The organism is Kitasatospora sp. NPDC001119, from assembly GCF_053598475.1.
In genome coordinates this window covers 207791-229738 of record NZ_JBSFKI010000002.1, presented here as the reverse complement: position 1 = coordinate 229738, position 21948 = coordinate 207791, and the positions used below count along the sequence as shown (strand labels likewise).

Annotated in this window: 18 protein-coding genes and 2 tRNA genes; 12 read left to right on the top strand and 8 right to left on the bottom strand. The window is 71.3% G+C overall.

Annotated elements, in window-relative coordinates:
• Positions 1–130: 130 nt before the first annotated feature.
• From ACWDD9_RS03415 to rpmH, 8 genes are all read right to left on the bottom strand, one after another.
• Positions 131–1171 (bottom strand): ParB/RepB/Spo0J family partition protein, encoded by a 1041-nt coding sequence (locus ACWDD9_RS03415; RefSeq protein WP_449810680.1) that lies wholly within the window; start codon positions 1169–1171, stop codon positions 131–133.
• On the bottom strand, positions 1168–2139 hold the full coding sequence (locus ACWDD9_RS03410) for a ParA family protein (protein ID WP_234348544.1): 972 nt from the start codon (positions 2137–2139) through the stop codon (positions 1168–1170). Before ACWDD9_RS03410 ends, ACWDD9_RS03415 begins: the two co-directional genes overlap by 4 nt.
• A 247-nt stretch (positions 2140–2386) precedes the next feature.
• Positions 2387–3205 (bottom strand): 16S rRNA (guanine(527)-N(7))-methyltransferase RsmG, encoded by an 819-nt coding sequence (gene rsmG, locus ACWDD9_RS03405; protein WP_079271995.1) that lies wholly within the window; start codon positions 3203–3205, stop codon positions 2387–2389.
• 159 nt (positions 3206–3364) lie between these two features.
• Complete coding sequence (locus ACWDD9_RS03400; protein WP_049655854.1) at positions 3365–3895, bottom strand: Jag family protein; 531 nt, start codon at positions 3893–3895, stop codon at positions 3365–3367.
• A gap of 82 nt (positions 3896–3977) precedes the next feature.
• The gene (yidC, locus tag ACWDD9_RS03395; RefSeq protein WP_049655853.1) at positions 3978–5150 is read right to left on the bottom strand and encodes a membrane protein insertase YidC; all 1173 of its coding nucleotides are present in this window, start codon (positions 5148–5150) and stop codon (positions 3978–3980) included.
• Entirely contained in the window at positions 5147–5518 is a 372-nt protein-coding gene (gene yidD, locus ACWDD9_RS03390; protein WP_049655851.1) for a membrane protein insertion efficiency factor YidD, read from the bottom strand. Before yidD ends, yidC begins: the two co-directional genes overlap by 4 nt.
• On the bottom strand, positions 5515–5943 hold the full coding sequence (gene rnpA / locus ACWDD9_RS03385) for a ribonuclease P protein component (protein ID WP_049655849.1): 429 nt from the start codon (positions 5941–5943) through the stop codon (positions 5515–5517). The genes yidD and rnpA overlap by 4 nt, the downstream gene beginning before the upstream one ends.
• An 18-nt stretch (positions 5944–5961) precedes the next feature.
• A complete protein-coding gene (gene rpmH, locus ACWDD9_RS03380) occupies positions 5962–6099 on the bottom strand; it encodes a 50S ribosomal protein L34 (RefSeq protein WP_030305394.1) in 138 nt (45 codons plus the stop codon).
• A 353-nt stretch (positions 6100–6452) separates the two neighbouring features.
• On the opposite strand from rpmH, the gene dnaA reads away from it, so the two are divergent.
• The 12 genes from dnaA (at position 6453) to ACWDD9_RS03320 (ending at position 21690) form a co-directional block, all read left to right on the top strand.
• A complete protein-coding gene (dnaA, locus tag ACWDD9_RS03375) occupies positions 6453–8309 on the top strand; it encodes a chromosomal replication initiator protein DnaA (protein WP_380777895.1) in 1857 nt (618 codons plus the stop codon).
• A 952-nt stretch (positions 8310–9261) separates the two neighbouring features.
• The gene (gene dnaN / locus ACWDD9_RS03370) at positions 9262–10392 is read left to right on the top strand and encodes a DNA polymerase III subunit beta (RefSeq protein ID WP_074001900.1); all 1131 of its coding nucleotides are present in this window, start codon (positions 9262–9264) and stop codon (positions 10390–10392) included.
• A gap of 170 nt (positions 10393–10562) precedes the next feature.
• Positions 10563–11438: a phosphogluconate dehydrogenase (NAD(+)-dependent, decarboxylating) gene (gene gnd / locus ACWDD9_RS03365; protein WP_049654622.1), complete on the top strand. Its 876-nt coding sequence runs from the start codon at positions 10563–10565 to the stop codon at positions 11436–11438.
• 41 nt (positions 11439–11479) lie between these two features.
• Positions 11480–12613 (top strand): DNA replication/repair protein RecF, encoded by a 1134-nt coding sequence (recF, locus tag ACWDD9_RS03360; RefSeq protein WP_049654621.1) that lies wholly within the window; start codon positions 11480–11482, stop codon positions 12611–12613.
• A 193-nt stretch (positions 12614–12806) separates the two neighbouring features.
• Complete coding sequence (locus ACWDD9_RS03355; RefSeq protein ID WP_049654619.1) at positions 12807–13346, top strand: DUF721 domain-containing protein; 540 nt, start codon at positions 12807–12809, stop codon at positions 13344–13346.
• 259 nt (positions 13347–13605) lie between these two features.
• The gene (gene gyrB, locus ACWDD9_RS03350; protein ID WP_369808323.1) at positions 13606–15630 is read left to right on the top strand and encodes a DNA topoisomerase (ATP-hydrolyzing) subunit B; all 2025 of its coding nucleotides are present in this window, start codon (positions 13606–13608) and stop codon (positions 15628–15630) included.
• Positions 15631–15686: 56 nt separating this feature from the next.
• Positions 15687–18296, top strand: coding sequence for a DNA gyrase subunit A (gyrA, locus tag ACWDD9_RS03345; RefSeq protein ID WP_049654618.1), 2610 nt, complete (start codon positions 15687–15689; stop codon positions 18294–18296).
• A 150-nt stretch (positions 18297–18446) separates the two neighbouring features.
• Entirely contained in the window at positions 18447–19202 is a 756-nt protein-coding gene (locus ACWDD9_RS03340) for a DUF3566 domain-containing protein (RefSeq protein ID WP_074002160.1), read from the top strand.
• Positions 19203–19462: 260 nt separating this feature from the next.
• Positions 19463–20857, top strand: a complete 1395-nt coding sequence (locus ACWDD9_RS03335) for an SAM-dependent methyltransferase (protein ID WP_074001901.1) — start codon at positions 19463–19465, stop codon at positions 20855–20857.
• 16 nt (positions 20858–20873) lie between these two features.
• Positions 20874–20950, top strand: a tRNA-Ile gene (locus tag ACWDD9_RS03330).
• Positions 20951–21052: 102 nt separating this feature from the next.
• A tRNA-Ile gene (locus tag ACWDD9_RS03325) sits at positions 21053–21126 on the top strand.
• Positions 21127–21315: 189 nt separating this feature from the next.
• A complete protein-coding gene (locus ACWDD9_RS03320; RefSeq protein WP_449810679.1) occupies positions 21316–21690 on the top strand; it encodes a DUF6191 domain-containing protein in 375 nt (124 codons plus the stop codon).
• Positions 21691–21948 lie beyond the last annotated feature (258 nt).

The following is a 21948-nucleotide window of genomic DNA, read 5'->3' as shown; positions in this document are numbered from 1 at the left end:
CCGCACCTCCTCCTCCCTCTCACGGTCGAGCATTCCCCCACGAACGCCGATGGGTGCATGTTTCACGTGAAACAGCGCTCACGTGGAACACGCACCCATCGGGTCGTCGCCCTCGGCCGGCCGGGCCGGCTCAGCCCTGCGACAGCCGCAGACCGTCCTCCCCCGGGGCCATGCTGTCCAGGATCCGGTTCAGGTCCTCGACCGAGCCGAACTCCAGCACCACCTTGCCCTTGCCCAGCCTGCCGCCGCGCTGCGACACCTCGACCTTGACCCGGGTGTCGAAGCGGTCGGACAGCCGGCTCGCCAGGTCGTTGAAGGCCGGGGAGTTCAGCTTGCCCGCCTTCGGCGCCTGGCGCCTGGGCTGCTCCGGCTCCTCCGAGCGCATCAGCACGACGAGCTCCTCGACGTTGCGCACCGTGAGGCCCTCGGCGATCACCCGCGCGGCCAGCCGCTCCTGCTGCTCCGGGTCCGACAGGCCGAGCAGCGCCCGGGCGTGCCCGGCCATCAGCGTCCCGGCCACCAGCCGGGTCTGGACGGAGGGCGGGAGCTTCATCAGCCGCAGGGTGTTGGAGACGTGCGTCCGCGAGCGGCCGATCCGATCGGCCAGCTCCTCGTGGGTGCAGGAGAAGTCCCGCAGCAGCTGGTCGTAGGCGGCGGCCTCCTCCACCGGGTTCAGCTCGGCGCGGTGCAGGTTCTCCAGGAGGGCGTCCAGCAGCAGCTTGTCGTCCTCGGTGGCCCGGACGATCGCCGGGATCCGCTCCAGCCCGGCCTCCCGGGAGGCGCGCCAGCGGCGCTCGCCCATGATCAGCTCGAAGCTGTCCACGCCGACCTGGCGGACCACGATCGGCTGGAGCAGACCGACCTCCTTGATGGAGGTGACCAGCTCGGCCAGCTTGTCCTCGTCGAAGACCTCACGCGGCTGGCGCGGATTGGGGGTGATCGCGTCCAGCGGCAGCTCGGCGAAGTACGCGCCGGCCGGCTGCGCCTGCTCGGCCCGCTTCTCGGCGGCCGCCCTGGCCGCCACCGTGCCGCGGACACTCGGCAGCGGCGTCACCGGGGCCGGTACGGGCACGGCTGCCGCAGTCTTCGCCTCCACCCCGCCGTCCACCGGCGCGGCGGGGCGGATCAGCGCCTCCAGCCCTCGACCCAGACCAACCCTGCGAGCACTCACTGATGACCCTCCGTCGTACCGTGCTGTGCCACCGGGGCGCCGTGCCCCTGCTGGCCGTCCCGCTGCTGACCCACCAGTGAGCCGCCCGGGCCCACCGCACGCTGCGCGAGCTCGCGGGCGGCCTCCAGGTAGGAGAGCGCCCCGGTCGACCCCGGGTCGTAGGTGAGCACCGTCTGCCCGTAACTGGGCGCCTCCGAGATGCGCACCGACCGCGGGATCGCCGTGCTCAGCACCTCTTGGTGGAAGTGGGTCCGGACCTCCTCGGCGACCTGGGCGGCCAGCCTCGTCCGGGCGTCGTACATGGTGAGCAGGATGGTCGACACGTGCAGTGCGGGGTTGAGGTGCGCGCGCACCAGCTCGACGTTGCGCAGCAGTTGGCCGAGGCCCTCCAACGCGTAGTACTCGCACTGGATCGGGATCATCACCTCCTGGCCGGCGACCATGGCGTTGACCGTCAACAGGCCCAGCGAGGGCGGACAGTCGATCAGGATGTAGTCGAGCGGCTGCTCGTAGGCGGTGATGGCGCGCTGGAGCCGGCTCTCCCGGGCCACCAGGGAGACCAGCTCGATCTCGGCGCCGGCCAGGTCGATGGTGGCGGGGACGCAGAACAGCCCCTCGACGTCGTGCACCGGCTGCACCACGTCGGCCAGCGGCTTGCCCTCCACCAGGACGTCGTAGATGGACGGCACTTCGGCGTGGTGGTCGATGCCGAGCGCCGTGGAGGCGTTGCCCTGCGGGTCGAGGTCGACGACCAGGACGCGCAGGCCGTGCATGGCGAGGGAGGCGGCCATGTTCACGGTGGTGGTGGTCTTGCCCACCCCACCCTTCTGGTTGGCGACCACGATCACCCGGGTGGCGGCCGGCCGGGGCAGTCCCTCACCCGCTCGGCCGATCGCCCGGACCGCGGCCTGGGCGGCCCGCGCGATGGGCGTGTCATCGATCTGGTCGACGGTCTCCGAGTCCTGCATGGGGGTCAGTGTTTCACGTGAAACCGGAGCGGCAACAGTCGCCGCCCGGTCACGGCGGAGGATGCCCGAGAGCAAGGAGCGACGTTTCACGGGAAACACCATGCCCGCTATGCCGGAAATCTGACGTTGCGACACTCCGGTGTCCAGCCGTCGACCCCACCGACACCTGAACGACGACGGGCGGACGTTCCCCCCTCGCAGGAGGACCGTCCGCCCGTGGTCGTCAGGTGCCCGACGTCACGCCCGATCAGCGTCCGCGGCGCCGTCCGCCCCGGCCGCGCTCGCCGTTCCGGACGCTCGCGGTGCGGCCCGCCCGGGCCGCCTTGGCGCGCCGGGTGGCCGCCTTCACCCCGCCGGGGCTCTCCCCCGCCTTCACCTGGACCACCCGGGTCGAGGTCTCCAGGGTGCCCTCGCCGACGGCGATGACGCTCCACTCGACCGCACCCAGCTTGGCCAGCCCGGCCCGCGAGTCGGCCAGCTCCTGCTCCGCGCTGTCCCCCTTGAGCGCCAGCATCTGCCCGTGCGGGCGCAGCAGCGGCATGCCCCAGCCGGCCAGCCGCTCCAGCGGCGCCACCGCCCGGGCGGTCACCACGTCCACCGCGAGCTTGCCGACCATCTCCTCGGCGCGGCCGCGCAGCACCGTGACGTTGTCCAGCCCCAGCTCCCGGACGACCTCCTCCAGGAAGGTGGTCCGGCGCAGCAGCGGCTCCAGCAGCGTCACCGAGACGTCCGGACGGGCCAGCGCCACCGGGATGCCCGGCAGGCCGGCCCCGGAGCCGACGTCGCACAGGGTGATGCCGGAGGGCAGCAGCTCGGCCAGCACCGCGCAGTTCAGCACGTGGCGGTCCCAGAGCCGGGGCACCTCGCGGGGCCCGATCAGCCCGCGCTGCACGCCCGCGGTGGCCAGCAGCTCGGTGTAGCGGACCGCGGCGTCGTAGCGCTCCCCGAAGACCTCCCGGGCGGCAGCCGGTGCCTCGCCAGGGTGCTCCAGCTCGGTGGCCGGCCCCTCAGCGGCCGGGTCCACGTCCGCCCCCGGCCGGCCGGCAGCCGCGTTCTCCGTGTCCATCTCGACCTCTCCGATCCCCGGATCCACCGACCCGCTCAACGCACTGTTTCACGTGAAACATCCCAGAAGGGACGACGACCCCGCCCGCACGAGGCGGACGGGGTCGCGTCCGGTGAAGCTCTCCGGCCGCCGCGGCGGCCGGTCGTCGACCTGTCGGCCTCAGACCGGCAGCACGACCACGAACCGCTGGGGCTCTTCGCCCTCGGACTCGCTGCGCAGGCCGGCCGCGGCGACCGCGTCGTGGACGACCTTGCGCTCGAAGGGAGTCATCGGCCGCAGCTTGACCTGCTCGCCACTGCTCTTGGCCTGCTCGGCGGCCTGGGCGCCGAGCACCGCCAGCTCCTCGCGCTTGCGGGCCCGGAAGCCGGCAATGTCCAGCATGAGGCGGCTGCGCTCGCCGGTCTCCCGGTGGACAGCCAACCGGGTCAGCTCCTGGAGGGCCTCCAGCACCTCGCCGTCCTGGCCGACCAGGCGCTGCAGCGCACGGTCGTTGCCGTCGCTGACGATGGAGACCAGGGCGCGGTCGCCCTCGACGTCCATGTCGATGTCACCGTCGAGGTCCGCGATGTCGAGCAGACCCTCCAGGTAGTCCGCCGCGATGTCGCCCTCCTGCTCCAGGCGGGAGATGAGGCTCTCGTCGGCGCTGGCGGCGGCCTCGGCCTCGACGGCGGAGGTGGTGCCTTCCGTCACTGATGGACTCCTTCGGAGATGGGCCCGTCTGTCGGGCCGGGGACGAAGCTCTTCGCGGCGGTCACAACGGGCTCGGGACCGGTCAGGACTTCTTCTTCGGCCGCTGGCCGCCACCGCGCTTCGGCTGCTGCCGGGTGCCCTGCTTGGTACCGGCGGGCTTCGCCGCGGCCTGCTTGGCGGCCGCCGGCTTGGCACCGGAGTCGGACGGCACGCTGTCGGACGGAGCCGTGTCGGCGGCTTCCTCCGCCTGGCTGTCCTTGTCCGGCTCGCCGGTCGGCTGTCCGACACCGGCCTGCTGGCGCTGGGCCTTGCTCTGCCGACGGGGCTGCTGGCGGCGCACCTGCACCGACTCCTCGACCACCGCGGCGGCGCTGGCCGCCTCGCTGACGGCCGCCTTGGACGGGGGCAGCATGCCCCAGAGCGCGCCCTTGATCTCCGTACCGTCCGGACGCAGCCGGCCGGCCTTCTTCAGACGGGCCTGACGCTCCTCGAAGGCCTTGCTGCCCGGGGTCGGGTTGTTGTGGATCACGACCAGCTGCTGGCCCATCGACCAGACGTTGGTGGTCAGCCAGTAGACCAGGACACCGACCGGGAAGTTGATGCCCATCACGGCGAACATGATCGGGAAGACGTACATCAGCATCTTCTGCTGCTGCATGAACGGCGTCTTCACCGAGAGGTCGACGTTCTTGGTCATCAGCTGGCGCTGGGTGACGAACTGCGACAGCGACATCAGGATGATCATCACGGCGGTGACGATCTTGACGCTGGTCTCGGGGCTGCCCACGAAGGTCGCGGAGAGCGGGGCACCGAAGATGTGCGCCTTGCCGGCGCTCACCAGCAGGTCACCGTGGATGACGCCGATGTCCTGGCCCTTGGCGACCTTGGCGAGCACCCCGTAGAGCGCGGTGAAGAACGGCGCCTGCACGATGATGGGAAGGCAGCTGGAGAACGGGTTGGTACCCGCCTCCTTGTACAGCTTCATCATCTCTTCGGACTGGCGCTGCCGGTCGTTCTTGTAGCGCTCCTGGATGGCCTTCATCTTCGGCTGGATCGCCTGCATGGCCCGGGTCGCCTTGATCTGCTTCACGAAGAGCGGGATCAGGCAGATCCGGATGACGACCACCATCGAGGCGATGGCAAGACCCCAGGCCCAGCCACCGTCCGGGTTGAAGATGTGGCTGTACAGCGAGTGGAACTGGACGATGATCCAGGACACCGCTGTGTACAGGGGATTCAGGAAGGAGAAGGTCACCGGTCAGGCTCCTTGGACAGGTGGATTGGCCGCACGGGGCCAATGGTCGCCGGGCCCTCGGGGTCCGGACCGGCGGGGGTGGCGGTCACCGGGTCTCCGGTGGCGGACCGGCTCTTCAGCCAGTCTCGCAACCGCCGGTGCCACACCGGATGCTTGCGCGGCGGGACATGATCGACCCCACCGGGCGTCCACGGATTGCAGCGCAGGATGCGCCACACGGTCAGCCCGCCGCCCTTGACCGCTCCGTGCACCTTCACGGCCTCGTAGCCGTAGTGCGAGCAGGAGGGGTAGTAACGGCAGACCGGACCGAGCAGTGGGCTGATGGTCCACTGGTAGACCCTGATCAGACCCATCAGCAGGTACTTCATCGACCTGCTCCCGTCGGCGCCGTGGCGGCGGGCTCCGTCCTCAGCAACCGCTTCAGTGCCGCGTCCAGGTCACGTTCGAGGTCCTGGTACGAGGCGGTCGCGGCCTGGGGCAGCGCACGCACCACTATCAGGCTACCGGCGGGCAGCCTGGAGAGACGATCACGAACGAGATGGCGCAACCGGCGCTTGACCAGGTTGCGAACGACCGCCGGGCCAACGGCCTTGCTCACGACGAAACCCGCACGCGCCGAAGGAGTCCCCTCGGCGACGTGCGGGCGGGAGTCGCTGGTCCGGTCGGTCTGCCCCTGCGGGTCACCGTCTCTGCTGAGATGGACGACCAGAAGGGGCCGGCCGGCCCGGCGACCGCGTTTCACCGCGGTCGCGAAGTCCTGGCGCCGCCGCAGCCGATTCTCGGAGGGCAGCACAACAGACTCTGGCGCGGATCAGGCGGACAGGCTGCTGCGGCCCTTGCCACGGCGGGCGGCCAGGATGGCGCGGCCGGCGCGGGTACGCATACGCAGCCGGAAGCCGTGGGTCTTCGCGCGACGACGGTTGTTCGGCTGGAAGGTGCGCTTGCTCACTCGGGGGCTCCTGAGGTGAATCGTAGGATGACGGGGAATCGCTTGGCCGTCACCGTGCGTCCGCGTGATCTCCCCTGATTCGGAAATCCGGCCCATCGCCCCAGTTCGGCTGGGGTTTGAGGCAATCCACGGCGCCCGTGCTGCGCGCCTTATGGAGCGGGTGGACCCGCGGACATGCGGCAGCGGCCATCGACAACTCGACCTGGTTACGGTACGCGGGACGGGGCACGGGGGTCAAACCAGCCGTCTCCCGCCCGTCTTACCCACAGCCTGTGGACAACGACTTGATCCGTCCCTGTTCGCTGACTACCGTTGCAGAACTTGTCTGGTTTGTTCTTGGAAAGCGTGCACCAGTGGCTGATGTCAACAGCGACCTCGTCCCGGTCTGGGCCAGGGTCGTCGAGCGGCTGGTCGCCGACCCCGATGTCGGGGAGATGGACAAACAGTGGGTGCAGCGCACCCAGCCGATGTGGATGATGCACGACACCGCCCTGCTGGCGACCCCGAACGAGCGGGCCAAGCAGGTGCTGGAGGGCCGGCTGCTGCCGCAGCTGACCGAGGCCCTCAGCCGTGAGCTCAGCCGCCCGGTCCGGATCGCCGTGATGGTCGACGCCAACGCGGTGCCGACCACCCCCGCGCCCGCCCCCCAGGCCCCCGCCGAGCCCTACCCGGGCCCGGCCGAGGACGACGCCCCCGGCTACGGCGGCCAGGGCTACCAGCAGCCGTACGAGCACGGCCAGCCCTACGAGCAGCCGCAGCCGTACGAGCAGGGCCAGGGGTACGAGCAGGACTACGAGCGCCCCCGCTACGACACCGGCGGCTACGAGCAGCGCCAGGCCCCGTACGGCGGCCCCGGCGGCGGGCCCGGCTGGCAGGGCTACCAGGAGCAGCCGCCCGGCTACCGCGACGCGGAGGAGCCCGCGTCCCGTCCGGCGCCGCGGCCCGTCCCCGGCCCGCCCGCGACCACCCAGGGCGACCTCTTCGGCGGCGCCTACGGCCCCGGCCCGAACGAGCAGCCCCGCACCGGCGCCGGCCGTCGGGCCGGCGGCTCCCGCCCCACCGGCGGCCGCCCGGCCGAGAAGGCCGCCCCGGAGCGCTCCGCCGAGCGTCCCGGCGTCCCCGGCGTGCCCGCCCCGCCCGGCGCTCCCCCGGCCGGCGGCTCCCGCAAGGACGAGCCGGCCGCCCGGCTGAACCCCAAGTACCTGTTCGACACCTTCGTCATCGGCGCCAGCAACCGCTTCGCGCACGCGGCGGCGGTGGCGGTCGCCGAGGCTCCGGCCAAGGCGTACAACCCGCTCTTCATCTACGGCGAGTCCGGGCTGGGCAAGACCCACCTGCTGCACGCCATCGGGCACTACTCGCGCAGTCTCTTCCCGGGCACCCGGGTGCGCTACGTGTCCTCGGAGGAGTTCACCAACGAGTTCATCAACTCGATCCGGGACGGCAAGGCGGACACCTTCCGCCGCCGCTACCGGGACATGGACATCCTGCTCGTGGACGACATCCAGTTCCTCGCGAGCAAGGAGTCCACGCAGGAGGAGTTCTTCCACACCTTCAACACCCTGCACAACGCGAACAAGCAGATCGTCCTCTCCTCGGACCGGCCGCCCAAGCTGCTGACCACGCTGGAGGACCGGCTGCGCAACCGCTTCGAGTGGGGTCTGATCACCGACGTCACCCCGCCGGAGCTGGAGACCCGGATCGCGATCCTGCGCAAGAAGGCGATCCAGGAGCAACTCAACGCTCCCGCCGACGTGTTGGAGTTCATCGCCTCCCGGATCACCCGCAACATCCGGGAGTTGGAGGGCGCGCTGATCCGGGTGACCGCCTTCGCCAACCTCAACCGGGCCCCGGTGGACCTGGAGTTGGCCGGGATCGTCCTCAAGGACCTGATCCCGGGCGGGGACGAGGACGCCGGGCCGGAGATCACCGCGCAGGTCATCATGCAGCAGACCGCCGCCTACTTCGGCCTGGGCGTGGACGACCTCTGCGGGTCCTCGCGCAGCCGGGTGCTGGTGACGGCCCGGCAGATCGCGATGTACCTCTGCCGCGAGCTCACCGACCTCTCGCTGCCGAAGATCGGCGCGCAGTTCGGCGGCCGCGACCACACCACGGTGATGCACGCGGACCGCAAGATCCGCTCGCTGATGGCCGAGCGGCGCTCGATCTACAACCAGGTCACCGAACTCACCAACCGCATCAAGAGCTAGCCGGAGCAGGCACGGCGGGCCCCGGGTCCGAAGACGGGCCCCAAGGGCGTCAGGAGCGAATCCTGACGCCCTTTCTCGTGTCCACAGGTGTGCGTCGCGCGCGGGCTGGGCAGGGATGCCCTCGACGGACGGTCCGCCAGTCCACAGCCCGCGCCGAACAACTGACCGGTGATTCGAAACCCGGGGGCGCGCAAGGCCGTTGTCCACAGGACGGGCCCCTCCGCCGCCGTCCACAGGGTGGGGAGTGCGGAGTTATCCAGAATTCGTCCACAGGCCCGTCGCCGCTACGCTCTTCCGCGCAGGTCAGGTGCCTGTGGACTTGTGCACAACGGTTATCCACAGGGTGTGGACAATTGACGGGTCCACAGTGGGCCGTCCGGGTTATCCACCGGTTGTCCCCAGGGGAGGGCCGGTTATCCCCAGGTTGTCCACAGCGGCGTCCACAGTTCGACAACCGTGGGCTGGCGTTCATACCCTGGTGTGAAAGGCGTCACGTAAAGTTGACCGGCGCCCGTGGATAACCGGGCCCGGATCTGGGGACAGCCCTGGGGATAACCTGTGGATACCCTGCGTGCCCTGTGGGTAACGCTCGGCTGTCCACAGCGCGGCCTGCCCGTCCACAGCCGCCGTCCACACCCGCTGTGGACAAAATTCGGGCTCTGACCTGCGGAAACAGGGTTATCCACGGTTTCCACAGGCCCTACTACTACCACTACACATTTAGACCCCGGACTTGCTTTCAAAGTGGGTGGGCCCCGAATCTGTGGACAACCGGGCCCCGACAACAGTTCGGGTCGCTTCCGCCCGTCTGCCCCGTCTGTCGGCGGAGTACGTCAGACTGTCCTTGCGACTGGAAGCGGAGTGACCGAGCTCGGTGGACAGCCGAACCGACGATCAAGATCAGACGAACCAGAGTGCGAGCGGGAGCGCTCGATCCAGGAGGCGGTTACCGGTGAAGTTCCGGGTGGAGCGTGACGTCCTCGCGGAGGCGGTGGCCTGGGCTGCCCGCAGCCTCCCGGCACGGCCGCCGGTGCCGGTGCTGGCCGGCCTGCTGCTGACCGCGCAGGAGGGCAGCCTGGCGCTGTCCGGCTTCGACTACGAGGTCTCGGCCCGGGTCGAGCTGGAGGCGGACGTCGAGGAGGCCGGCACCGTCCTGGTCTCCGGCCGGCTGCTGAACGACATCTCCCGCAACCTCCCCAACCGGCCGGTGGAGATCTCCACCGACGGCCAGCGGGTCAGCGTGGTCTGCGGCAGCTCCCGGTTCACCCTCCCCACCCTCCCGGTGGACGAGTACCCGGCGCTGCCCCAGATGCCGACCGCCACCGGCACCGTCTCCGGCGACGTCTTCGCCTCGGCCGTCAGCCAGGCCGCGGTCGCCGCCGGCCGGGACGACACCCTCCCGGTGCTCACCGGTGTCCGGGTCGAGATCGAGGGCGACCGGATCACCCTGGCCGCCACCGACCGCTACCGCTTCGCCGTCCGCGAGCTGCTGTGGAAGCCCGAGCAGTCGGACATCTCCGCCGTCGCGCTGGTCCCGGCCAAGACCCTCCAGGACATCGCCAAGTCCCTGGGCAGCGGCGACAACGTCTCCATCGCGCTCTCCTCGGGCGGCGCGGGCGAGGGCCTGATCGGCTTCGAGGGCGCCGGCCGCCGGACGACCACCCGGCTGCTGGAGGGCGAGTTCCCCAAGTTCCGCAGCCTCTTCCCGACCGAGTTCAACGCGATCGCCGCGATCCAGACCCAGCCCTTCCTGGAGGCGCTCAAGCGCGTCTCGCTGGTCGCCGAGCGCAACACCCCGGTCCGCCTCAACTTCGAGGAGGGCGTGCTGACGCTGGAGGCCGGTTCGGGCGACGACGCCCAGGCCACCGAGCGGATCGAGGCCTCCCTGGAGGGCGACGCCATCTCGATCGCGTTCAACCCGGGCTACCTGGAGGAGGGCCTCAAGGCCATCGACTCCCCCTTCGCCCAGCTCAGCTTCACCACCCCGACCAAGCCCGCGCTGCTCAGCGGCAAGGTCTCGGTGGACGCCGAGGAGGACAAGGCCTACCAGTACCTGATCATGCCGGTCCGCCTCTCCGGCTGATCCCGCCCGTCCTTCGTCCACAGGCTGTGCACACCCGCTGTGCACAGCCTGTGGCCGTCTCCCCCGGCCGGCCCCGACCGCAGCCGGGCGGGGCCGCTCCAGCGCGTAGGCTCAAGGAGTGCGGCAACGGCGCCGCCGGCAGGCACGTCACCACAGGTAAGGACTTGGTCATGGAGCTCGGCCTCATCGGTCTCGGCAAGATGGGCGGCAACATGCGCGAGCGGATCCGCCGCGCCGGCCACACCGTCATCGGCTACGACCGCAACCCTGACATCTCCGACGTCGAGAGCCTCCAGGAGCTCGTCAGCAAGCTCCAGGGCCCGCGCGTGGTCTGGGTCATGGTCCCGGCGGGCGCCGCCACCCAGGCGACCGTCGACGAGCTCGCCGAGCTGCTCTCCCCCGGCGACGTGGTGGTCGACGGCGGCAACTCCCGCTGGACCGACGACGTCAAGCACGCCGAGGCGCTGGCCGCCAAGGGCATCGGCTTCGTGGACTGCGGCGTCTCCGGCGGCGTCTGGGGCCTGGAGAACGGCTACGCGCTGATGTACGGCGGCGACGCCGAGCACGTCGCGAAGGCCCAGCCGGTCTTCGACGCCCTCAAGCCCGAGGGCGAGTTCGGCTCGGTGCACGCGGGCGCGGTGGGCGCCGGCCACTTCGCCAAGATGGTCCACAACGGCATCGAGTACGCGATGATGCAGGCCTTCGCCGAGGGCTGGGAGCTGCTGGAGGCCGCCCCCGAGGTCACCGACGTGCGCGACGTCTTCCGCAGCTGGCAGGAGGGCACCGTCATCCGCTCCTGGCTGCTGGACCTGGCCGTCCGCGCCCTGGACGAGGACGAGCACCTGGACAAGCTGCGCGGCTGGGCCGCCGACTCCGGCGAGGGCCGCTGGACCGTCGAGGCCGCGATCGACCACGCCGTGCCGCTGCCGGCGATCACCGCCTCGCTGTTCGCCCGCTTCGCCTCCCGCCAGGAGGACTCGCCGCAGATGAAGATGATCGCCGCGCTGCGCAACCAGTTCGGCGGCCACGCGGTCGAGTCCAAGTAACCAGCAGGTCCTCCCCAAGAAGGCGGGCGCAGTCCACAGCCATGCACGTCGCGCACCTGTCGCTCGCCGACTTCCGGTCGTACGCCCGGGCCGAGGTTCCCCTCGACCCGGGCGTGACCGCCTTCGTGGGGCCCAACGGCCAGGGCAAGACCAACCTGGTCGAGGCGATCGGCTACGTGGCCACCCTGGGCAGCCACCGGGTCGCCACCGACGCCCCGCTGATCCGGCTGGGCGCCGAGCGGGCGGTGGTCCGCACCTCGGTGGTGGACCGCGGCCGGTCCACCCTGATCGAGCTGGAGCTCACCCCGGGCAAGGCCAACCGGGCCCGGATCAACCGCTCCGACAACGTCCGCCCGCGGGACGTCCTGGGCCTGCTGCGCACCGTGCTGTTCGCCCCCGAGGACCTCAGCCTGGTCAAGGGCGACCCGGGTGAGCGGCGGCGCTTCCTGGACGAGCTGCTGACCGCCCGGGCACCCCGGCTGGCCGGGGTGCGGCAGGACTACGAGCGGGTGCTCAAGCAGCGCAACGCCCTGCTGAAGACCGCCGCGATGGCCCGCCGGGCCGGCGGCGGCAAGGGCGCCGACCTGTCCACCCTTGAGGTCTGGGACGGCCATCTGGCCCGCGCCGGCGCCGAGTTGACGGCCTTCCGGATCCAGCTGGTGGCCGCCCTGCAGCCCCTGGTGGCGGCCGCGTACGGACAGCTGGCCCCCGGCGGCGGCGAGACCGCCCTGGAGTACCGCAGCTCCTTCGAGGGCGAGCTGCCGACCAGTCGCGAGCAGGCCGAGGAGCAGCTGCTGAACGCGCTGCAGGCGGTCCGCAAGCAGGAGGTCGAGCGCGGTGTCACCCTGGTCGGCCCGCACCGCGACGAGCTGGGGCTCAAGCTCGGCCCGCTGCCCGCCAAGGGCTACGCCAGCCACGGCGAGTCCTGGTCGTTCGCGCTGGCGCTGCGGCTGGCCTCGTACGAGCTGCTGCGCGCCGACGGCGGCGAGCCGGTGCTGATCCTGGACGACGTGTTCGCCGAGCTGGACGCCGCCCGCCGGGACCGGCTGGCCGAGCTGGTGGCCGGCGGCGAGCAGGTGCTGGTGACCGCGGCGGTCGCCGAGGACGTGCCGAAGGCGCTGGCCGGCGCCCGGTTCGCGGTCTCCGACGGCGCGGTGCGCCGGGTCGACGCCTGACCGCGCCCCCGCGTCCGCACCGCTGCACACCCCTCCACCCGCACCACCACACCGCCGTCACCGGACCGCGACCGCTTCCGCGCACCGCGCGCCCCTGCCCCGGCCCGAGGGGCCCGGCGGCTCCCGTAGGCTGGACGGCTCGGCGGGCGCGCGACCGCGACCGTTGTCCACAGGCTGGGGAAAGGAGATCGCCGTGAGCGAGCCGGCGGAGCACTCCCCCGAGCCCGGTGCCCCGGCGCCGACCGGTGCCGATCTCGCCCGCTCCGCGCTGCGCGCGGCCCGGGCCCAGGCCCGTCAGCGCGGCGAGCAGGTCCGGGAGAAGCGCGAGGCGAAGCGGCACGGCCTGCGCAGCGGCGCCCGCTCGGACGGCCGCGACCCGGTCCCGCTGGGCGCGGCGCTCAACCGGCTGCTGACCGAGCGCGGCTGGGAGTCCTCGGCCGCCGTCGGCGGGGTGATGGGCCGCTGGCCGCAGATCGTCGGCCCGGACATCGCCGCGCACTGCCACCCCTCCTCCTACGACGAGGCCGCCGCGGTGCTCACCGTGCAGTGCGACTCCACCGCCTGGGCCACCCAACTACGCTGGCTGGCACGGCAGTTGGTGGCCCGTCTGAACCACGAGCTGGGCCACGGGACGGTCCGGACCATCAAGGTGCTCGGCCCCGCGGCGCCCGCCCGCGGCTACGGCCGGCTGCGCGCGCCCGGGAGCAAGGGGCCGGGCGACACCTGGGGCTGACCGGGACCTCGGACGGCCGGCGGGGGCGCGGATCGGATGGCGATCTTCCGGAACCCCTGACAGCCCTTCCAGGCGCCCTGGGCCCCCCGGGCGAGTATCGGGACATGTCCCGAGGGGATTCAGGGCGGCATATCTGCCCTCAAGGGCTGCCAAACGCCCATCTCTGTCAGTCGTACCGGTAGACTGAAAGCCAAACACTGTTGCTAGTGGCAACCGAGTCGAAACGCTGTGGTCGCACGCCCGCCCGTACGGGGTGGGCATGCGACCCGTGCTGTGCCAGAGAGGGCGCTTCGTGGCCGATTCCGGCAACCCCAGCCAGACCCCAGACCAGTCCGAGCAGGCTTCCTACACCGGTAGCAACATCCAGGTGCTGGAAGGCCTCGACGCCGTCCGCAAGCGCCCCGGCATGTACATCGGTTCGACGGGCGAGCGCGGCCTGCACCACCTGGTGCAGGAGGTCGTGGACAACTCCGTCGACGAGGCGATGGCCGGGCACGCCGACACCATCGACGTCACGATCATGGCCGACGGCGCCATCCGCTGCGTCGACAACGGCCGCGGCATCCCGGTGGACATCGTCCCCGGCCAGGACAAGCCCGCCGTCGAGGTCGTGCTCACCGTCCTGCACGCCGGCGGCAAGTTCGGCGGCGGCGGCTACGCCGTCTCCGGCGGTCTGCACGGCGTGGGCGTCTCCGTGGTGAACGCGCTGTCCACCCGGCTCTCGGTGGAGATCCACCGGGACGGCCACATCTGGACCCAGGACTACAAGATGGGCGCGCCGACCGCCCCCCTGGTCAAGGGCGCGGAGACCGACCGCACCGGCACCACGGTGACCTTCTGGGCCGACGGCGACATCTTCGAGACCACCGTCTACTCCTTCGAGACGCTCTCCCGGCGCTTCCAGGAGATGGCCTTCCTCAACAAGGGCCTGTCGATCTCGCTGACCGACGAGCGCCCCGAGCACGCGGACGAGGAGGGCAAGCCGCTCACCGTCACGTACAAGTACGACGGCGGCATCGCCGACTTCGTCGCCCACCTCAACTCCCGCAAGGGCGAGGTCGTCCACCCCTCGGTGATCGACTTCGAGGCGGAGGACAAGGACAAGGCGATCTCGGTGGAGATCGCGATGCAGTGGAACTCCTCCTACACCGAGGGGGTCTACAGCTTCGCCAACACCATCCACACCCACGGCGGCGGCACCCACGAGGAGGGCTTCCGCGCCGCGCTGACCGGCCTGGTCAACCGCTACGCGCGGGACAAGAAGCTGCTCCGCGAGAAGGACGACAACCTCTCCGGCGAGGACATCCGCGAGGGTCTGACCGCGATCATCTCGGTCAAGCTCGGCGAGCCCCAGTTCGAGGGCCAGACCAAGGACAAGCTCGGCAACACCGAGGCCAAGACCTTCGTCCAGAAGGTCGTCCACGAGCACCTCAACGACTGGCTGGACCGCAACCCCAACGAGGCCGCGGACATCATCCGCAAGTCCATCCAGGCCGCCACCGCGCGCGTCGCCGCCCGCAAGGCCCGCGACCTGACCCGCCGCAAGGGCCTGCTGGAGTCCGCCTCGCTGCCGGGCAAGCTCTCGGACTGCCAGTCCAAGGACCCGTCCGAGTGCGAGATCTTCATCGTCGAGGGTGACTCCGCCGGCGGCTCGGCCAAGCAGGGCCGCGACCCGCGCACCCAGGCCATCCTGCCGATCCGCGGCAAGATCCTGAACGTCGAGAAGGCCCGGATCGACAAGGTCCTCCAGAACACCGAGGTCCAGGCGCTCATCTCGGCCTTCGGCTGCGGCATCCAGGAGGACTACGACGAGTCCAAGCTGCGGTACCACAAGATCGTCCTGATGGCCGACGCCGACGTCGACGGACAGCACATCCGCACCCTGCTGCTCACCCTGCTGTTCCGCTTCATGCGGCCGCTGGTCGAGTCCGGGTACGTCTACCTCGCCATGCCGCCGCTGTACAAGATCAAGTGGGGCAAGGACGACTTCGAGTACGCCTACTCCGACCGCGAGCGCGACGCGCTGATCGCGGCCGGGGTGGAGGCCGGGCGCCGGCTGCCCAAGGACGACGCGATCCAGCGCTTCAAGGGTCTCGGCGAGATGAACGCCGAGGAGCTCCGGGTCACCACCATGGACGCCGAGCACCGCCTGCTGCTCCAGGTCACCCTGGAGGACGCCGCCCGTGCCGACGAGCTGTTCTCCGTGCTGATGGGCGAGGACGTCGAGGCGCGCCGCTCCTTCATCCAGCGCAACGCCAAGGACGTTCGCTTCCTGGACGTGTGACGCCTGCACCGCAGGCCCCGCACGTTCCAGTCCGCGTGAAAGGAAACTGACCACCAGTGGTCGACGACAACCGTCCCGAAGGCGAACAGCCCGAGACCCCCGCAGCCGAGGGCACCGCCCAGGTGACCATGCGGATCGAGCCGGTCGAGCTCGAGACCGAGATGCAGCGCTCCTACCTCGACTACGCGATGAGCGTGATCGTCAGCCGGGCGCTCCCCGAGGTCCGCGACGGCCTCAAGCCGGTGCACCGCCGCGTGCTCTACGCGATGTACGACGGCGGGTACCGGCCCGAGAAGGGCTACTACAAGTGCGCCCGCGTCGTCGGCGACGTCATGGGCAACTACCACCCGCACGGTGACACCTCGATCTACGACACCGTGGTCCGCCTGGCCCAGCCGTGGTCGCTGCGGATGCCGCTGGTGGACGGCAACGGCAACTTCGGCTCCCCGGGCAACGACCCGGCGGCGGCCATGCGCTACACCGAGTGCAAGCTGATGCCGCTGGCCATGGAGATGATGCGCGACATCGACGAGGAGACCGTCGACTTCGCGCCCAACTACGACGGCCGCTCGCAGGAGCCGACCGTCCTGCCCGCGCGCATCCCCAACCTGCTGGTCAACGGTGCCACCGGCATCGCGGTCGGCATGGCCACCAACATCCCGCCGCACAACCTCCGCGAGGTCGCCTCCGGCGCGCTCTGGTACCTGGAGAACCCGGAGGCCTCCGCCGAGGAGCTGCTGGACGCCCTGGTCGAGCGGATCAAGGGCCCCGACTTCCCGACCGGCGCGCTGATCGTCGGCCGCCGCGGGATCGACGACTACTACCGCACCGGCCGCGGCTCGGTCACCATGCGGGCCGTGGTCGAGGTCGAGGAGATCCAGGGCCGCCAGTGCCTGGTGATCACCGAGCTGCCGTACCAGGTCAACCCGGACAACCTCGCGCTGAAGATCGCCGACCTGGTCAAGGACGGCAAGATCGCCGGCATCGCCGACGTCCGGGACGAGTCCTCGTCCCGCACCGGCACCCGCCTGGTGGTCGTGCTCAAGCGCGACGCGGTCGCCAAGGTCGTGCTGAACAACCTGTACAAGCACACCGAGCTGCAGACCAACTTCGGCGCCAACATGCTGGCCCTGGTCGACGGCGTGCCGCGCACGCTGTCGCTCGACGCCTTCATCCGGCACTGGGTCAACCACCAGGTCGAGGTCATCGTCCGGCGCACCACCTTCCGGCTGCGCAAGGCCGAGGAGCGCGCGCACATCCTGCGCGCCCTGCTGAAGGCCCTGGACCTGATCGACGAGGTCATCGCGCTGATCCGGGCCTCGGCCAGCGCCGACGCCGCCCGCACCGGCCTGATGGGCCTGCTCGACATCGACGAGCTCCAGGCCAATGCGATCCTGGAGATGCAGCTGCGCCGACTGGCCGCCCTCGAGCGCCAGCGGATCATGGACGAGCACGACGAGCTCCAGCGCAAGATCGACGAGTACAACGCGATCCTGGCCTCGCCGGTCCGCCAGCGGGAGATCATCTCCGAGGAGCTCACCGCGATCGTCGACAAGTACGGCGACGAGCGGCGCTCCACCCTCATCCCCTCCGACGGCGACCTCTCCATCGAGGACCTCATCGCCGAGGAGGACATCGTCGTCACGATCACCCGTGGCGGCTACGTCAAGCGGACCCGCTCCGACCTCTACCGCTCGCAGAAGCGCGGCGGCAAGGGCGTGCGCGGTGCCCAGCTGAAGCAGGACGACATCGTCGACCACTTCTTCGTGACGACGACCCACAACTGGATCCTGTTCTTCACCAACAAGGGCCGGGTCTACCGCGCCAAGGGCTACGAGCTGCCGGACGCCGGGCGCGACGCCCGCGGCCAGCACGTCGCCAACCTGCTGGCCTTCCAGCCGGACGAGCACATCGCCCAGGTGATGGCCGTGCGGACGTACGAGGACAAGCCGTACCTGGTCCTCGCCACCCGGGCCGGCCTGGTGAAGAAGTCCGCGCTCAAGGACTACGACTCGCCGCGCTCCGGCGGCCTGATCGCGATCAACCTGCGCCAGGACGAGGAGGGCCAGGACGACGAGCTGATCGGCGCCGAGCTGGTCTCCGCCGAGGACGACCTGCTGCTGGTCTCCAAGAAGGCCCAGTCGATCCGCTTCACCGCGACCGACGACGCCCTGCGCCCGACCGGCCGCGCCACCTCCGGCGTCAAGGGCATGGCCTTCCGCGAGGACGACGAACTGCTCTCGATGAACGTCGTCCGTCCGGGCACCTACGTCTTCACCGCCACGGACGGCGGCTACGCCAAGCGCACCGGGGTGGACGAGTACCGTGTCCAGGGACGCGGCGGCTACGGCACCAAGGCGGCGAAGATCGTCGAGGGCCGGGGCTCGCTGGTCGGCGCGCTCGTGGTCGACGAATCCGACGAGATCATGGCGATCACCCTCTCGGGTGGGGTGATCCGCACGAGGGTTTCCGAGGTTCGTGAAACCGGACGTGACACCATGGGCGTCCAACTGATCAACCTCGGAAAGCGCGACGCGGTCGTGGGCATGGCCCGCAACGCGGAGGCCGAGGACGAGGAGACGGCGGAGGACGAGGTGGCGGGTACCGAGTCCACCGAGACGGCCGAGGGAGCGGAGACGGCGGTCGACGGAGACGTCGAGGCCTGAACCGAACCGCAGACCGGTGCCGCCGCGTCCAGAGTATGGATGCGGCGGCACCGGACGCCGACCAGTTCCGGGCAATCCCGCCGGGCGCTGGATGACGAGTGACGAAGCAGGGCGGCGCCGCCGTCCTGGTGGGAAGTGCGGGAGGACCAGGTGAGTGGAGCCACGGGTGCTGCGGGAGGAACCTCCGGCGGCCGTCCGGGCGCGCAGGGCGGGGGTGCGTACGGCGTTCCGCAGCCGCCGACCGAGCACTCGGCCGCGTCCACCTCGCTGATGCCGCCGGCCGGTGGAGCGGGCCAGAGCGGTGCGACCTACGGGGGGCAGACGCCCGCGCCGCCGAGCGGCCAGGCCGGCTTCTCGCAGCCGACCACGTACGCCAAGGGGCAGCCGACCCCGGCCCGGGGCACCCGGAGCCCGGGCCACACCCCGGCGGGCGGGACCCCGGTCGGGGCGACCCCGGCCGGCGGCACCCCCACCGGGGCGGCGCGCCGCCCCGCCGGTGCCCCCGCGGCCGCGACCGGCGGGGCCGGCCTCGGCCGGACCCGCAAGGCCCGGCTGCGGGTGACCAAGGTGGACCCGTGGTCGGTGATGAAGGTCAGCTTCCTGCTGTCGCTGGCCGTCGGCATCATCATCATCGTGGCCGCGGCCGTGCTGTGGATGACGCTGGACTCGCTCGGCGTCTTCGACTCGCTGACCAAGACCCTCAAGGACGTCACCGGCTCGGACAGCAGCGGCGGCCTCAACCTGATGGACTACGTCGGCTTCGGCAAGGTGATGACCTTCACCACGCTGATCGCCGTGGTCGACGTCGTCCTGCTGACCGCCCTGTCCACGCTCTCCGCGTTCATCTACAACGCGGCGGCCGGCTTCACCGGCGGCGTCGAGCTCACCCTGGCCGAGGAGGACTGATCCCGGCCGGATCCTGACGCTCGCTCAGCTCCCCGTCCGCGGACGGAATGCACGGGCCCCACCCGCTGTTGCAGCGGGTGGGGCCCGTCGGCATTTCGGGTGACAGCCGGCCGCCCGCGGCGTGCCACCCGGAAACCGGGCGGCCGCGGTGGGACAAGCTGGGTGCCGCCCGTCCCGCGCCTGGGAGTGCCGCAGGCCGCCCCCGGTCCGCCCGACCGGGTCAGCTGAGGTTCCGCAGGACGACTGGACGGAGGCGCGCGGTGGCGAAGCTCGCAGGTCAACTGGTCGAAGCCCTCGAAGGGCTGTTGGGGGTCCCGGTACCGCTGCGGGTACAGGCCTGGGACGGCAGCACCGCCGGGCCGCCGGGCGCGCCCACCGTGGTCCTGCGCAACCGCCGGGCGCTGCGCCGGCTGGTCTGGCAGCCGGGCGAGCTGGGCCTGGCCCGGGCCTACGTCGCGGGGGACCTGGAACTCGCCCCCGGCACCGACCTGTACGAGACGCTCTCCGCCGTCGCCCGCTTCGCCGAGCGGCCGGAGGTCCGCACCCTGGCCCTCGGGCCGCGCGAGGCGCTCGGCCCCAAGGGCCGCCGGGTGCTCGCCGCCGCGCTGCGGGCCGGGGCGGTCGGCCTCGAGCCCGAGCCGCCCCGCGAGGAGGTCCGCAGGGCCCCCGGGCGGCTGCACAGCCGCAGCCGCGACCGCGCGGCCATCAGCCACCACTACGACGTCGGGAACGACTTCTACCGGATCGTGCTGGGCTCCTCGATGGTCTACTCGTGCGCCTACTGGGCGCCCGAGGCGAAGAGCCTGGAGGCGGCCCAGGAGGCCAAGCTCGACCTGATCTGCCGCAAGCTCGGCCTGCGCCCCGGGATGCGCCTGCTGGACGTCGGCTGCGGCTGGGGCTCGCTGCTGCTGCACGCGGCGAAGCACTACGGGGTCACCGCGGTCGGCGTCTCCATCTCCACGGAGCAGGTCGCGCTGGCCCGCGCCCGGGTCGAGGAGGCCGGGCTGTCCGACCGGGTCGAGGTCCGGCTCCAGGACTACCGGGAGATCACCGACGGGCCCTTCGACGCGATCTCCAGCGTCGGGATGGCCGAGCACGTCGGCTCCGAGCAGTACCGGGTCTACGCCGAGGGCCTGTACCGGCTGCTGGTGCCCGGCGGCCGGCTGCTCAACCACCAGATCGCCCGCCGCCCCGACATCCCCGGGGTGCCGCACCGCACCAGCCCCTTCATCGACCGCTACGTCTTCCCGGACGGCGAGCTCTCCCCAGTCGGGTCCACGGTGGCCCGGCTGGAGGAGGCCGGCTTCGAGGTCCGGGACGTCGAGTCGCTGCGCGAGCACTACGGGCTGACCCTGCGCGAGTGGGTGGCCAACCTGGAGGCGCACTGGACGGAGGCGGTCCGGCTGGTCGGCCGCGGCCGGGCCCGGGTCTGGCGGCTGTACATGGCGGCCTCCGCGCTCGCCTTCGAGCAGAACCGGATCGGGATCAACCAGGTCCTCGCCGTCCGCAGCACCGAGGAGGGCGCGGCGGGCCTGCCGCCGACCCGCGAGGAGTGGCTGCTGCGTCCCTCCGTGGGTGCGCCGCAGCTGGTCGCGGGGGGTGCCGCCGCAGCCCCGGCCGACCCGGATTTGGGAGATCGGCCGTCGGTCCGCTAATCTTTCAGTGCGGCAAGGGCCTATAGCTCAGACGGTTAGAGCGCTTCCCTGATAAGGAAGAGGCCACAGGTTCAAGTCCTGTTAGGCCCACCACCGCGAAGGGCCCGGAGTGATCCACTCCGGGCCCTTCGACAGTTCTTGAGATCGGGCGGGGCCGTGGATCGGCCGGCATCCGGTACGATCTCTCATCGGTGAGGGCCTATAGCTCAGACGGTTAGAGCGCTTCCCTGATAAGGAAGAGGCCACAGGTTCAAGTCCTGTTAGGCCCACCTCCCCGAAGGGCCCGGAGTGATCCACTCCGGGCCCTTCGACGTTTCCCGCCGCGCTGCCTCCGCGCGTCCCGCCGCGTGCCCGCCGCGTTCCCGCCGCGTGCCCGCCGCGTTCCCGCCGCCGGACCGGGAACCGCGCGCCCCTCCCGACGGTTCTCGGGGGAGGGACGGTGGAGGGTTGGTGACGGCATGGCGGTGTTCTGGGCGATGAGCATCCCCGGACTGGTCTGCGCCCTGGTGGTGCTGGCCGCGCTCGATCAACTGGCACTGCGGGCGCGCCGCGCCCGCTGGGTGCCCTGGCGGGGGACGGGCCGGGAGGGGCAGATCTCGGCCACCGGGTTCGAGCAGCTGCACGCGCAGTTCGCCGCGGGCAAGCAGCACGAGCTGGACGAACGTCGCAGCACCCTGATGCTGCGGGACGAGGAGGGCGAGGGGGCGCCGCCGCGGACCAGGGTGGACCTGGCGAACGGCACCGCCGTGGTGGTGGCACCGGGCCGCCCGGCGGGCGGACCCGCGGACGGCTCGGCGGGCGGACCCGCGGACGGCTCGGCGGGCCGGGTCTGATCCGCGGGCGCGCGGGACGGTCCGGGCACGGTCGGACCGCCCGCCAGGAGGTGCGGCGTCAATCCTGGGACCGGACCGCCGGGTTGGCCGCACCGGTGGCTGGTCACGATTGGGACACCGGTGTGTATCATCGGCCGCAAGGGCAGTCTGGCACCCGGCCGCCCGTTCGCGCTCGAAACACAACTGGACTCGTCGGCCCGGTCAGTCCGGCCGGATCCGGCTCTTGAGTCCACCAACGCAAGAAGGACGAGGTCCCGC